The following is a 13,731-nucleotide window of genomic DNA, read 5'->3' as shown; positions in this document are numbered from 1 at the left end:
GCCTTCCCTCTTCATCACATCGTCAACGCATCAGGGGCATGGCCACCAGTTGCAGGGATTGCAGGCCCTCATCGTAGTGAATGACCTCGCGCATTCCCTGCTGCAAGAACTGATCCAGATAGGGTTTTTGCACGATGGCGCGATCGATGCGGGGATCCGAACCCTGGCTATAGGCACCTATGGTGATGAGATCCCGGTTCTGCTGATAGAGGGAGTAGAACTGCTTGAGAGTCCGCGCCAGCTCCATGTGCTGGGGCGAAGTCACCATGGGCATGACCCGGCTGATGGATTTTTCGATGTCGATGGCCGGGTAGTGGCCCGCATCGGCCAGTTCGCGCGACAACACGATATGACCATCCAGAATGGCCCGCGCCGCGTCGGCGATGGGGTCTTGCAAATCATCCCCCTCGGTCAGTACGGTGAAGAAGGCAGTGATGGAGCCCTGGCCGTCACTGCCATTGCCGGCCCGCTCCACCAGCGCCGGTAATTTGGCAAATACCGAGGGCGGATACCCCTTGGTCGCCGGTGGCTCGCCCACCGCCAGCGCGATCTCCCGCTGGGCCTGGGCGTAACGGGTCAACGAATCCATCAAGAGCAGCACGTTGAGCCCCTGATCGCGAAAGTATTCGGCAATGGCGAGCGCCGTCTCGCACCCCTTGAGGCGCATCAGCGGCGAGGCATCGGCCGGGGCAGCCACCACCACGGAGCGGGCACGCCCCTCCTCCCCCAGAATGTCTTCGATGAACTCTTTCACTTCCCGGCCCCGCTCACCGATGAGGCCCACCACCACCACGTCCGCCACCGAGCCGCGAGTCATCATGCCGAGCAGCACCGATTTGCCAACGCCAGAGCCTGCGAACAGCCCCATCCGCTGGCCCTGCCCCACGGTCAGCACGGCGTTGATGGCGCGCACCCCCACGTCCATCGGTTGATGGATGGGACGACGGGAGAGCGGATTGATGCGGTGCTGGGCAAACTGCACCGTCTGGGAGGAGAGAATGGGGCCGAGCCCGTCCAGCGGCTGGCCTATGCCGTCGATGACCCGGCCCAGCAGGTTCATGCCGACCGGAATGCCATGCTCCTCTGTGATAGGCACCACCCGTGCACCGGGAATGACCCCCTTGAGCTGTTCACTCGGCATCAGAAACAGGCGATCGCCGGAGAAACCGACCACTTCCGCTTCCAGCATGCCGTCTTGGGTATCGATGCGACAGAGGGCACCGATGGCGGCGCGGCAGCCGATGGCTTCCAGCGTGAGGCCCACCACCCGGGTCAACTTGCCGGCGACGGGCGGCTTGGGTGCGATATCGCGCACCCGATACCCTTGCAACCGAGTGAGTAACGAGCCGCTCATCTGGCCTCCTGAAAGCGATATTGAGATGGGTCATGCCTGCGACGTGCCGGCTTGCGCCGGCCCGTCGCAGGTTATTCGTGATTGTCCCGCAAGAAGTTGCGCAGCAGCTGATCGATGCGTCCCGACAGCGTCAGGTCGATGCTGGAGAGTTCGGTCGCCAGCTGCAAGTCGCCGGGGGAGAGGGTGGGATCGCTCTGCAACCGCCAGTGACGCTTGGCGCACTCTTCCACCCCGAACGCCTGCTCGACCCGGGTGATGTCATCGGGATGCAGCATCAGGGTGACGCCCTGCTCGGCGGCAGGCAGCAAGGCCAACCCCTGTTTGAGGGCCTCCAGCAGGATACGGGGAGACGTCTCGGCCTCGTGCCGGATGAGGGCGCGGGTCAGCTGCAGCACCAAGGCGATGAGTTGCTGCTCCACCGCCTGATCCAGCTCGTTGAGGGGGGTGGCGAGACGATCAACCAGTGACTGCCAGTGGGCCAGTTGCTGATCCACCAGCTCGCGGCCCATGGCCAGCCCCTCCTCCTTGCCCTGCTCCAACCCAGCGGCATGACCCTGTTGCAGGCCTTCAAGCTTGCCCTCCTCCAGCCCCTTGGCAAAACCGGCGGCCTGGCCTTCGGCCATGCCCTCGTCCCAGGCGGCCTGACGGATGGCTTCCAGTTCCTCTGCCGTGATGCTGGGAGTCGGCTCCTCTGCCGGCTCCTCGACCGGTGCCTCCACTTCCTGTTGCTGATACCAGTCTGGCGTCAGTCCAAGAGCATTGGTCTCGACCTCGGATTCGACTTCCATCTCTGGCCAGCCCCAAGCTTCGACCCGTGCGTCGTCCCCGTCGGGGCGTACATAGCCACGCAGCTTGTTGTTCATGCTTTAGAAGCGCTCCTCGCCACTACCAGATGCGGCCCGGCGACACCGTATAGTTGATGGTCCATGGTTTAGAGGAACTCCTCGCCGCCACCGGCACCCAGCATGATCTCGCCGGCATCCGCCAGACGGCGGGCGATGGAGAGGATCTCTTTCTGGGCCGCTTCCACCTCGGAGACCCGGATCGGCCCCATGGCCTCCAGATCGTCCGCCAGCATCTCGGCGGCCCGCTTGGACATGTTCTTGAACACCTTCTCGCGCATCTGGTCGTCGGAGCCCTTGAGGGCCCGCTGCAGCAGATCCCCCGGCACTTCCCGCAGCATGGTCTGGATACCGCGATCGTCCACATCGATGAGGTTTTCGAACACGAACATCAAGTCCTGGATCTGCTGGCTCATCTCTTCGTCCGACTCGCGGATGGAGTCCATCAGCTGGCCTTCGATGTTGGTATCCAGGTAGTTCATGATGTTGGCCGCCGCCTTCAGGCCGCCCATCTTGGCTGCCTGGGCACCCGCCGCACCGGCGAACTGTTTCTCCATGATGTCGTTCAACTCTTGCAACGCCGCCGGCTGTACTTCTTCCAGGTTGGCAATGCGCATCACCAGATCCAGGCGCACCTGCTCCGGGAATTGACTCAGGATCTCGGCGGACTGCTCCGGCTCCAGATAGGAGAGGACGATGGTCTGGATCTGCGGGTGTTCGTTCTGGATGATGCTGGCGACCTGGCGGGCATCCATCCACTTGAGGGAATCGAGGCCACGGGCACCGGAACCCAGGATGATCTGATCCACCAGATTGCTGGCCTTGTCTTCGCCAAGGGCGGCCACCAGCGCCTTGCGCACGAAGTCTTCGCTGCCGATGCCGATGTTGGTGTATTTCTGGATATCGTCGATGAATTGACGGTGTACCGCCGCCACCCGGTCGTGACTGAAGTCAGACATGGAGGCCATGGACATGCCGAGCCGCTGCACCTGCTTGGGCTCGAGATGGCGGAAGATCTGGGCGGCATCCTCTTCGTTGAGGCTCAGCATCAGCACAGCCGCCATCTCCATCCCGCTCATCTGGTCCAGGATCTGGCGCTGGCTGTCGGTAATGTCATTGCCGGTGACTTGGGTCTTACTTTCTTCAGGCATCTTTGTTCGTTACCCATTCTTTAATGACCTGTGCGGCCAGATCCGGTTCGTTCGCCACCAGCGCACGTACCGCCTTGAGCAAATCCTCGTCACGGTGCAGATCCGGCAGTTTCAGATGGCCGTCACGTACCCCGAACACCGGCTCGGACTCGGCCTGAGCGGCCAGCAGACTGAGCTCGTCATCCCCGCCCAGCACTATGCTGTTGTCCAGATCCAGATCCCCTTCCGGACGTGCATCCGGGTAGAGCAGGCGCTTGAGCATGGGCCGCACGACTGTGACGATCAACACTATGATGACCAGCACGGAGGCGGCGATGCGCACCGCGCGCCAGAACCAGGGTTGCTCGTAGATGGGCGCTTCGGCCACGTTCTCAAGCTCTGGCCGGTTGAACGGGATGGCGACCACTTCCAGAGTATCACCGCGGGTCACATCAAAGCCAAGCCCGCCGCTCAGCAAACGGCGCAGGGTATCGAGTTCAGGCTGGGTGCGCGCCTCGCGGGTCACCTTGCCATCGGCGGCGGTGGCCGATTTGTAATCCACCGCGACCGAGACTGTCATGCGACGAATGCCACCCATCTGGCGCCGAATATGGCTGACCGTGGTATCCAGTTCGAAGTTGCGGGTCGCCTCCTTGCGGGAGCGACCGGAGGCAGCGGCACTGGCATCGGCATTGGGGCCGGTCGCCTGCTGGGGAATATTGGAGGCGGCCGGTGGCTGGTTGGAGAGTGCGCCGGGTATACCGCCGCTGCTGCCATTGGCGCTGTTCTCTTCCAGGGTCATCTCGGAGCGCACGGCCGGCAAGTCCGGGTTGTAGGTCTTGCGGGTCTGTTCCTGCTGGGAGAAGTCGAGGGAGAGATCAACCTCCGCCGTATAATTGTCGGCGCCAAGTACGGGTATCAGGATGGCGTCAATTTTTTGTTTGTACTCCAGCTCCTGCTTCTGCTGCATCGCAAACTCCTTGCGAGTCTGGGCAGAAACGGGATCCTGGGAACCCGAGTTGAGCAGGCGGCCGCTCTGATCGGTCACGGTGACGCGAGTCGGCTCCAGGCCGTGCACGGCCGAGGCGACCATGTCGACGATGGAGTCTACTTCCCCCTGGCCGAGGGCGTTGCCCTTGAGGTTCAGCACCACGGTCGCACTGGGTTTGCGCTCGTTGCGGGCGAATACGTTGTCCTTGGGAATGGCCAGCAGCACCTGGGCCTTGGCCACGTTCTGGAACTGCTCAATGGCGCTCGCCAGCTGGCGCTCGCGGCTCAGCTTGAGGCGCTCCGTCTCCATGCGCTGGCTGACACCGAAGCTGGAGTCCTTGAGCAAGATGGACTCGCCATCGTTGCTGGCATCGGTATTGGTAGCGAGACCGGCACGGGTCAGACGCAGGCGGATATCGGCATAGTTTTCGGCGCTGACCAGCACGCTCTTGCCATCCACCTCATAGGGGATCTTCTGCTGATCCAGATAATCGAGGGTAGAAACCAGTTCCTGGGTACTGTAGGTGCCAAGCGGACGCATGTCCGGCTCCTTGCCCCACAGCAGGATAAAAACGGCGATCGCCAGGCAGATGGCCAAGCCCAGGATCAGGGTGATTTGCCGCAGCACATCCGTGTTGGACAGGAAGCCGAGTGCGGAACTCTTCTGCTCATTCTCATCGAGGGCGGCGGAGCCCTCATCGTGCATCAGCAGTTCGCCGTTTTGGTCAGTAGCCACGATTTATGTCCTTATTGCTGACATGTTCATGATGCTCAGTCGCCACGATTTACGATCCTTATACCGGCATGTTCATGATGGTCTTGTAGGCATCGACCATCTTGTTACGCACCTGCACCGTTGCCTCGAAGGCGATAGAGGATTTCTGGCCGGCGATCATCACCTCGGACAGGTCGATCGACTTGTCGCCCATGTCGAAGCGAGTGCGCAGATCATTGGCGGCCCCTTGCAACTCGTTGACGTTGCCAAGGGCCTGCTGCAGCAACTGACCAAAGTCGGACGTGACCTGACGACCGGGCTGAGCCAGCGGTGTCGCTCCGGCTTCCACCTTGAGTGCCTGCATCTCTTGCATCAGGCTGCTTGCACTAATTTCCATATTCCATCCCCAGACAAATCATTGACGCTGACAGGCAACAAGCAATTAGGGTGCCAACCAGAGCAACTTACCGAGAAATGGAGAAGGTCTGTTTAACAGGAATGGTGCAACCACCCCGCCAGAGGGTGGCATGCTCGCCGCAAGTGACGGCTGGGTATCAGGAAATGGAGACTGGCCGCTTACGCCAGCAGCAACCTCAGGTAACTGAGGTGAAGATCATAGTGTTCACCGGCAGGCAGCTTGACCAGTACCTCATCATGCAGGTAGGACGCCTTGGCGCTCGCCTGCTCAGGCGCGACCAGCCCCACGTCCACCAGCTTGGCGATGATGGCGACCGCCAGGGCCATGGTTGCCGCCTGTGGTCGGCCCCAGTCAAACCCGCCATCATGCTCGAACAGATCGGGCCTGGGCTCGAGGGGAGCAACCAGATCGCCCCAAACCCAGAAGGCCATGGGGATCCCTTCCTGCAGGCGCAGATAGATACTCTGTCTGTCCCACTCCCGGCTCTGGGCCTGTGCGGCGACTGCGGGTTCCTGTGCTTGATCCATACCACTCTCCTGATGCAACGACATATTCATCCTTTCGCCCATGAAAAAAGAGGGCCCGAGGCCCTCTTTTTACTGCAAGTCGCATCATTTAAACAGACAGTATTTCAACATGATAGAAGAAAAAATACTTGCCATTATTGCAACGTATTTTTACTTGGTCAGATCCTCGTCCACCCAGTATTTGGATCCCGAGATATTGGCATCTAGCAGCAGACCCTTCTCGCCGATCTGGTAGATGGCCATGCCGCCGTTGTACTTGGCGGTGAGCTCGGCGCTGTCCTTGCCTGCGACGGCCCCCATCTCCGAGGTGGCCTCCCAGCCCTGAGTCACGAAGGCATCGAACCTGGCCTTGTCTTCAAACAGGATCACTTGCTGGTAAAACTTACCACCGAGCCCGGCCGCAAGGCCGGCACCGAACATTTTCATGTAGGTGTGCTGACCGCGTTTGCGATCGACCGCTACTCCGGCGCCCTGGTTGGTATGCAGCATCAGGGAGAACTTGCGCGAATCAAACACTGCATAGCCATAGGCCTTGTCAAACAACAACTTGGCGGAAGGCTGTTCGTTGAACAGTCGCACCAGCGCGGTATCGGCCATGGTGTCGAGGGCGAGTCGCGCCTCGTCGGCCGTCTTGGGCTCGAGCATCTCGTCGAGTTTCTTGTCGGCCACCACCAGCCACTCCTTGCCGGTCGCTATGCTCTTGTCGGTCCAGACCCCGGCGGTATTGAACGCCTCCGAACCCCACTGGGAGACGGACGCCCAGGTCTCCTTGGAGAAGTCGGTCACGCTTTGCCACGCCTCCTTGCTGGTGTCACTCACAGCAATGCCAAGGTCGGTCGCAGCCGCCTTCAGCTTCGCCCAATCGGCCAGACCGGGGGCCGACGCCAGTGCCAGCGTCGTTGCAATCACCAGGAATCGAATCTTCATGCTGTTCTCCACCCTCTGTGATGAATCGATGGTCACAGTAGCAGATTTGGACGCCGCCGGATAAGGCGATGCTCACGACGTGGTCAATAAGTGCCGCCATCGGCACCCGCGCGCTTGTGCACGAGGGCGCCTGGCGCCCTCGTGATCATTCATCATGTCTGCCTGAGCGCGGGTATTACTTGAGGCGCTTGCCGCCCGCATCCACCACCTGCTCGCCATCCTCCTTGGCGAAGGCCCCTTTTTGCTGATCGGGCAGAATATCGAGCACCAGCTCCGACGGGCGACACAACCTGGTGCCAAGGGGGGTGACAACGATGGGGCGGTTGATGAGGATCGGGTGGGCCAGCATGGCATCGATCAGCTCATCATCGCTGAAGCGATCTTCCGCCAGAGCGAGCGCCTCGTAGGGGGACACGTTCTTGCGCAGCAGCTCGCGCACCGGCATGCCCATGGCGGCGATCAGCGCCACCAGCTGGGCGCGGGAGGGGGGCGTCTCCAGATAGTGGATCACGGTGGGCTCGACGCCGCTGTTGCGAATAAGCGCCAGGGTGTTGCGGGAGGTACCACATTCCGGGTTGTGATAGATAGTGATTGCACTCATTTGCGTGTCTCTCATGGCTCAAGTGAATAAAAAATAGATAGCAAACCTTAGCGGCGCAGGCCCGCTTCGTACCAAGGTTTGCTGGCGTTGACCACGCGCACCACCAGCAGCATGACCGGCACCTCGATCAGCACGCCGACCACGGTGGCGAGCGCGGCGCCGGAGTGAAAGCCGAACAGGCTGATGGCGGCGGCCACCGCCAGCTCGAAGAAGTTAGAGGCGCCGATGAGGGCTGAAGGGCAGGCGACCGAGTGCTTCTCCCCCACCTTGCGGTTGAGCCAGTAGGCGAGCCCCGAGTTGAACAGCACCTGGATCAGGATTGGCACCGCCAACAGGGCAATAACCAGTGGCTGCTCGATGATGGCATTGCCCTGAAAGGCGAACAACAGCACCAGGGTGAGCAGCAGGGACGCCACCGACCAGGGCTGGATGCGGGTCATGACGCCGTCAAAATGATCATGCCCCTTTTGCAGCAAGGCATTGCGCAGCAGCTGGGCGATGATGACAGGGATGACGATATAGAGCACCACAGAGGTGAGCAGGGTATCCCAGGGCACCACTATGCTGGAGACCCCGAGCAGCAGCGCCACCAGCGGCGCGAAGGCAAACACCATGATGAGGTCGTTCACCGCCACCTGCGACAGGGTGAAGTAGGGATCGCCGTTGGTGAGGCGACTCCAGACAAACACCATGGCGGTACAGGGGGCCGCCGCCAGCAGGATCAGCCCCGCGACGTAGCTGTCGAGCTGATCCGCTGGCAACCAGTCGGCAAACAGCACGCGGATAAACAGCCAGCCAAGGAAGGCCATGGAGAAGGGCTTGACCAGCCAGTTGATAAAGAGCGTGACCCCAATCCCCTTGAGGTGACCCTTCACCTGATGCAGGGCGCCAAAATCAATCTTGAGCAGCATGGGGATGATCATCACCCAGATAAGCAGCCCCACCGGCAGGTTGACCCTGGCCACCTCCATGGCGCCGATTGCCTTGAACAGATCCGGCAACCCCTGCCCCAGACCAATCCCCACCAGAATGCAGAGGGCGACCCAGGCGGTCAGATAACGTTCAAAAAAACCGATGGCAGGGACTGCCTTGGCATCACAGGTTGCAGACATCACAGCTCCCGATGCGGCGCAATCCCGCATCTCCTATTTGTTCAAAAAAGAGGTTCGAAACAAGGGTTCATAACAAGTTAACGGCATATTCAAGCCGCCCCGGCAGCTCAATGGTGCTGGCAGAGGCGGCGCAGGGCATCCGGCCCCACCGGCTCCTCGGCGAGCAGCGGCACCACGGCGTAACGGCTGGCGTGCTGCCGCTCGACCGCTTCGATATGGGGCAACTGGCGCTCGGCCCGCAGTTGCAGCAAAGGCGAGCTGACTGCGGCTTGCTGCAAACTGTGGTTGATGAGCCATCCCCAGGGCTCGATGCCGGCCCGGCGCAGATCGGCCTGCAGATTGGCCGCCTCCTGCACCGGCGTCGGCTCGGGCAACGTCACGATCAGCACCTTGGTCTGTTTGGGGTCCTGCAACTGCATCATGGGGGTGGTGAAGTGCAGCTCCTTGCTCCCCATCTGGCGGGCGATCTCCCTGTGGTAGGCACCGGTGGCGTCGAGCAGCAGCAGGGTGTGGCCGGTCGGAGCGGTATCCATCACCACGAAGCGCTTGCCCGCCTCGCGGATAATGCGCGAGAAGGCCTGAAACACGGCGATCTCCTCGGTACAGGGGGAGCGCAGATCCTCCTCCAGCAGTGCCCGACCTTGCTCGTCCAGCGCAGCCCCCTTGGTAGCCAGCACCTGGGCACGGTAACGCTCGGTCTCGGCGTGGGGGTCGATACGGCTCATCTCAAGATGGGGCAAGCTACCAGCCAGCGTCTCGCTCAGATGAGCAGCGGGATCCGAGGTGGTGAGGTGAACCGGCAAACCGCGGCTTGCCAGCTCCACCGCCACGGCGGCCGCCAGCGTGGTCTTGCCTACCCCGCCCTTGCCCATCAGCATGATGAGGCCATGGCCGTCGGCGGCCAGCTCGTCCACCAGCGTCCCCAGATCGGGTTGGGTCACACTGTCGTGAGGCTGGGCAACGGATACCTGACTCCCTTTGGATGCACAGGGTTGCAGCAACTGACGCAGGCTCTCAACGCCCACCAGATTGGTGGCCAGCAGCGGGATCTGATCCTGCGTCAAGGCCCTTAGGGCCACCGGCATGGCGGCAAGAGCCTGCTGCTCACGCTGCCAGAGCGCCAGGGCCAGCCCGTCACCGGCGATGGCGTCCTCGGGGAAGAGGCTATTGATCACCAGCTGCTGGTTCAACAGGCCGATGGCGGCCAGCTCCTCGTGGGTGCGGGCCACTTCCCGCAGGGTGGAACTTTGGGCGCGAGCCACCAGCACCAGCCGGGTGTGGGCAGCATCGGCCAGTGCGGCGACCGCGTCGGCATACTGGCTGCGCTGTTTCTCCAGCCCCGCCAGCGGGCCAAGGCAGGAGGCATCCCCCTTGCCTTGCTCCAGAAACTCGCTCCAGGCCCCCGGCAATTGCAGCAACCGGATGGTGTGGCCGGTGGGCGCCGTATCAAACACGATATGGTCATACTCGGCCAGCAACGTTTGGTCAGTGAGTAGAGCGGTGAACTCGTCAAAGGCAGCAATCTCGGTGGTGCAGGCGCCGGAGAGCTGCTCCTCTATGCTGCGCACCACGCGCTCGGGCAGCTTGCCGCGTACCGGTCCGACGATCCGCTCCCGATAGGCCTTGGCCGCTGCGGGGGGATCTATCTCCAGCGCCGACAAACCCGGCACTGCGGCGATGGCGGTGACGCGATTGCCGATCTCGGTGGCAAACACCTGCCCCACGTTGGAGGCGGGATCCGTGCTCACCAGCAGCACCCGCTTGCCAGAATCACACAACGCCACCGCGCTGGCGCAGGCCAGCGAGGTCTTGCCCACCCCGCCCTTGCCGGTGAAGAAGAGAAAGGGGGGCGGATCGGTCAGAAACTGAAACATGACGAACTCCTGTCGACAGAGTGACGAGCCCGGCTGGGCAATCTGGGTTGACTCAGGGGATCAGCAGCAACCGCTGCCGGAGCAGCAATCCCCCTTGACGATCCCCTTGATGGCCGCCTGCGGCGCGGGCAGACCCGCATAGCGGGCCAGCTCGCTGCGACTCGGATAGCGGCCGGTCAACACCACCTGACCCTCCACCAGCACCAGCGGCAACCCCTCCTCCCCCGAGTCGGTCAGAAAAGTGCTGACAGCCGATGTCTCGGCAAACTGCATGGGTTGCTGCGCCAGATTGAAACGCTCGATGGCAACTCCCTGCTCCTTGGCCCAGGCCACGTCAGCGGCGAAGGTGACCAGCGCCTGATCGACCTGAGTGCCGCAGACACCGCTGGAACAGCAGAGAGCGGGATCAAAAATCTGAATGGCTGACATGGCATTACTCCTTGTTGCAGCAGGGCTGCGCAGGCAGAACATGGGGGGAGCAGGCAGACTCGGCGCGCATCATGCCACACGCCTCGGGATGGCCGGCGCAGCACTCCTCGGTGAGATAGCCGATCATGTCCAGCATCAAGGGAATGTTGGCGCGGTAACGCAGGAAGCGCCCTTCCTGCGCCACCGACAGCAGGCCGGCATTGAGCATGGCCTTGAGATGAAACGACAGGGTATTGGGGGCGACATCGAGTTCGCTGGCCAATTCGCCCGCGACCCGCCCATCCAGCCCCGCTTTCACCAGCAACCGCCACACATCCAGCCGAATGCCGGAGGCAAGCGATTCAAACACCTTGGTGGCCGTCTCTTTGTCCATGCTGTTCACCCTTGTTCTCAACGATTTGTCATTTCAATTATACAAGAATCATTGAAATGATCAAGTCACGAGCAAAACCCGATGACTGAACCACCTTTGCCCATATACATCACTGCGCCCCATCACATCAGGGCAATACGCTGGTGCCGCTCGTGCTGCTCGTTCGGATCAGCCGATCATGTACCTGAATCACATCTTCCCTTAATTAGCATATGCTAATTACCATCGAGATATATGGCATATGCCAATCAGGAGCCCCCATGCCCAGACCCAAGATTGCCCGCCAGATCTGCGGCCGCCCCGCCAACAGCTGCTTCAAACCCAATGGCCGCCCCATGCACCAGCTGGAAAAGATCACCCTGGCCGCCGACGAGTTCGAGGCGCTGCGGTTGGTAGATCTGGAAGGCATGCAGCAACAACAGGCCGCCCTGGTGATGGGCGTCTCCCGTCAGACCCTGGCCAACATACTGAAAAAAGCGCGCTACAAGGTGGTGGACTGCCTGAGCCAGGGCAAAGCCCTGATGATGCAGGCCGGCGACCCCGAACCTCATGGAGAAGAATTTCAATGAATCAAACAGATAACCAGACAACCAACAGCGCCGTCATGCTGAGCCAGGGCCGGCTGGCCGCACACTTTACTCGCGCCGAACAACTGCAGATCATGAGCCCGGAGGGTGCCGTGCTCGCCACCCTGCCCAACCCGGCGGCTGGCGAGGGCTGCAGCGGCAAGCAGGCGCTGCTGGCGGCGCTCAAGGCCCATCAGGTCGATCGGGTGCTGGTGCGCAACATAGGTGAACGCATGCTGGGACGCCTGCTCGCCAGTGGCATGCAAGTGATGCAGTGTCGCTCAGCGCGCTTGCCGTGGCCGCAACTGCTGACATCGAGCAGCCTGCTGCCACTGACTGAAGCCAGTCAGGGTCGTCCGTCCCGGTGCAAGGCTCGCCCATCCATCATTCACGCCATCAAGCCCGTCAGTCACACCAATGCAGACGAGCATGGCCGTCATGCTTGCCAGGGGGGATGCTGCCACCGCGAAGGGAAAACCGGGTGTCAGCAGGGCAAGGGGGGAAGCCCAGGCCACACCTGCAGCTGAATTCCCCATCGAGGAGTACCGTGACCGGCATGACTTGCGGATAAGGTGGGACGACATGCTTGAGTGAAGGAGTACGCAATGGCGGCAGCCCTAGTGGGTGTCGGGATCCTGATACTGCTGATGTATGAGGAGAAACGCCTCCTTGTTGCAAAGCGCTGCCTCGACGCAGGCGGGATCAAACTGGCTGCCGGCATGCTCCTCGATATATTCGATAGCACTCTCGAAGGCCCAGGCCTGCTTGTAAGGACGCTCGCTGGTGAGGGCATCGAACACATCGGCCACCGCAACGATGCGGGCCTCCAGCGGGATCGCCTCCCCCGCCAGCCCCTGCGGGTAACCATTGCCGTCGAATCGCTCGTGGTGACAAGCGATGATGTTCTTCAACATGTCGGTGTGGTGAATGCCATCAAGACCAAATTCGTTGATCATCAGGCTAATCATCTCCCTCCCTTTGCCAGGGTGGATCTTCATGATCTCGAACTCTTCCGGCGTCAGCTTGCCCGGTTTGAGCAGTATGGCATCTGGTACTGCAATCTTGCCGATGTCGTGCAGCTCGGAAAAGAGATAGATAAACTCCACCTCCTCGTCGTTCAGGCCGTGAGCGGGGGCCAGCGTCTTGGCAATCAGACGAGAATACGCCGACATACGATGTAGATGGTTGGCAGTCTCTTCATCCCGGTAGCGACTGAACTCCCGCGCCGTGCTGAGGGCTCCGCTCAGGGTCTGAATGGAGAAAAACTCCACCGCAATGATGGCCGCCAGGATCTGGGCATAGGCCGCCAGCTCAGTGCGAATGGCCGCATCGAAGTAACCAGATTCTTTCGCATCGCAAAACAGAAAGCCGAACAGCTTGTTGTTGAACAGCAGCGGCTCGGTGTAGCTTGACTCATAACCGGCCGCCAGCAGTTTGAGGCTGTGTTCCGAGCGCGAACCCAGCAGGGAATCCAGATTGTCGAGCACGCGGGGCTGTTTATGCTCGGCCAGATAGCGCAGGGAGGGTACCTCGCTCAACTTGACCTCGTACTGAACCAGAGGGGATCGCCCCTCCGTACTGTGGGCAAAGGTCTTGAGCTGATCCGTATGCTGGTCATAGATAGCGATGGCCACCCGGCTCAACTTGTCAAAGCGCTGCCTGAGCGTGGCGTGCACATTCTGCATTTTCTCGCCAAATGAGCTATCCATCTCACCCTTCCCCCTTGATGTGCCTGCTGGGAGTATAGTGATACCCGCCCTTCCCCTCCCAACAGGTTGATTGAAATATCAATAATGACGCAACCAGCGTCTATGCAAACAACATCCCGCAAGAGACACCCGTCGCGGCTGCTACGCACGGACAATCTGACCCC

Annotated in this window: 15 protein-coding genes; 2 read left to right on the top strand and 13 right to left on the bottom strand. The window is 61.2% G+C overall.

Annotated features, from left to right (window positions below; genetic code table 11):
• Window positions 1-22: 22 nt before the first annotated feature.
• The 12 genes from fliI to ACW5XD_RS13875 form a co-directional block, all read right to left on the bottom strand.
• Window positions 23-1,354: a flagellar protein export ATPase FliI gene (gene fliI, locus ACW5XD_RS13930; RefSeq protein WP_065402885.1), complete on the bottom strand. Its 1,332-nt coding sequence runs from the start codon at window positions 1,352-1,354 to the stop codon at window positions 23-25.
• Between the two features lie 71 nt (window positions 1,355-1,425).
• A complete protein-coding gene (gene fliH / locus ACW5XD_RS13925) occupies window positions 1,426-2,217 on the bottom strand; it encodes a flagellar assembly protein FliH (RefSeq protein ID WP_456495393.1) in 792 nt (263 codons plus the stop codon).
• Window positions 2,218-2,285: 68 nt separating this feature from the next.
• Window positions 2,286-3,347 (bottom strand): flagellar motor switch protein FliG, encoded by a 1,062-nt coding sequence (gene fliG, locus ACW5XD_RS13920; protein ID WP_098984612.1) that lies wholly within the window; start codon window positions 3,345-3,347, stop codon window positions 2,286-2,288.
• Window positions 3,340-5,052, bottom strand: a complete 1,713-nt coding sequence (gene fliF / locus ACW5XD_RS13915) for a flagellar basal-body MS-ring/collar protein FliF (protein ID WP_456495392.1) — start codon at window positions 5,050-5,052, stop codon at window positions 3,340-3,342. The genes fliG and fliF overlap by 8 nt, the downstream gene beginning before the upstream one ends.
• Window positions 5,053-5,110: 58 nt before the next feature.
• Complete coding sequence (gene fliE, locus ACW5XD_RS13910; protein WP_456495391.1) at window positions 5,111-5,428, bottom strand: flagellar hook-basal body complex protein FliE; 318 nt, start codon at window positions 5,426-5,428, stop codon at window positions 5,111-5,113.
• Between the two features lie 179 nt (window positions 5,429-5,607).
• The gene (locus ACW5XD_RS13905; protein WP_456495390.1) at window positions 5,608-5,976 is read right to left on the bottom strand and encodes a hypothetical protein; all 369 of its coding nucleotides are present in this window, start codon (window positions 5,974-5,976) and stop codon (window positions 5,608-5,610) included.
• Window positions 5,977-6,126: 150 nt separating this feature from the next.
• Entirely contained in the window at window positions 6,127-6,903 is a 777-nt protein-coding gene (befA, locus tag ACW5XD_RS13900; protein WP_456495389.1) for a beta cell expansion factor BefA, read from the bottom strand.
• A 175-nt stretch (window positions 6,904-7,078) separates the two neighbouring features.
• Window positions 7,079-7,504: a glutaredoxin-dependent arsenate reductase gene (gene arsC, locus ACW5XD_RS13895; RefSeq protein WP_456495388.1), complete on the bottom strand. Its 426-nt coding sequence runs from the start codon at window positions 7,502-7,504 to the stop codon at window positions 7,079-7,081.
• Between the two features lie 47 nt (window positions 7,505-7,551).
• On the bottom strand, window positions 7,552-8,616 hold the full coding sequence (gene arsB / locus ACW5XD_RS13890) for an ACR3 family arsenite efflux transporter (protein ID WP_456495387.1): 1,065 nt from the start codon (window positions 8,614-8,616) through the stop codon (window positions 7,552-7,554).
• Window positions 8,617-8,723: 107 nt separating this feature from the next.
• Window positions 8,724-10,490, bottom strand: a complete 1,767-nt coding sequence (gene arsA, locus ACW5XD_RS13885) for an arsenical pump-driving ATPase (protein WP_456495386.1) — start codon at window positions 10,488-10,490, stop codon at window positions 8,724-8,726.
• A gap of 60 nt (window positions 10,491-10,550) precedes the next feature.
• Window positions 10,551-10,919, bottom strand: a complete 369-nt coding sequence (arsD, locus tag ACW5XD_RS13880) for an arsenite efflux transporter metallochaperone ArsD (protein WP_456495385.1) — start codon at window positions 10,917-10,919, stop codon at window positions 10,551-10,553.
• Window positions 10,920-10,923: 4 nt separating this feature from the next.
• Window positions 10,924-11,292 carry an ArsR/SmtB family transcription factor gene (locus ACW5XD_RS13875; protein ID WP_456495384.1) on the bottom strand — a complete coding sequence of 123 codons (369 nt, stop codon included), beginning with the start codon at window positions 11,290-11,292 and terminating at the stop codon, window positions 10,924-10,926.
• A gap of 260 nt (window positions 11,293-11,552) precedes the next feature.
• On the opposite strand from ACW5XD_RS13875, the gene ACW5XD_RS13870 reads away from it, so the two are divergent.
• Together ACW5XD_RS13870 and ACW5XD_RS13865 are read left to right on the top strand one after the other, a co-directional pair.
• Complete coding sequence (locus ACW5XD_RS13870; protein WP_456495383.1) at window positions 11,553-11,861, top strand: DUF134 domain-containing protein; 309 nt, start codon at window positions 11,553-11,555, stop codon at window positions 11,859-11,861.
• Complete coding sequence (locus tag ACW5XD_RS13865; RefSeq protein ID WP_456495382.1) at window positions 11,858-12,385, top strand: NifB/NifX family molybdenum-iron cluster-binding protein; 528 nt, start codon at window positions 11,858-11,860, stop codon at window positions 12,383-12,385. The genes ACW5XD_RS13870 and ACW5XD_RS13865 overlap by 4 nt, the downstream gene beginning before the upstream one ends.
• Before the next feature lie 90 nt (window positions 12,386-12,475).
• On the opposite strand, the gene ACW5XD_RS13860 is transcribed toward ACW5XD_RS13865, so the two are convergent.
• Window positions 12,476-13,567, bottom strand: coding sequence for an HD domain-containing phosphohydrolase (locus ACW5XD_RS13860; RefSeq protein ID WP_456495381.1), 1,092 nt, complete (start codon window positions 13,565-13,567; stop codon window positions 12,476-12,478).
• Window positions 13,568-13,731: the final 164 nt, after the last annotated feature.

The organism is Aeromonas enterica, assembly GCF_054052465.1.
The sequence above is the reverse complement of the archived record's forward strand: the minus strand, read 5'-3'. Positions and strand labels throughout refer to the sequence as shown.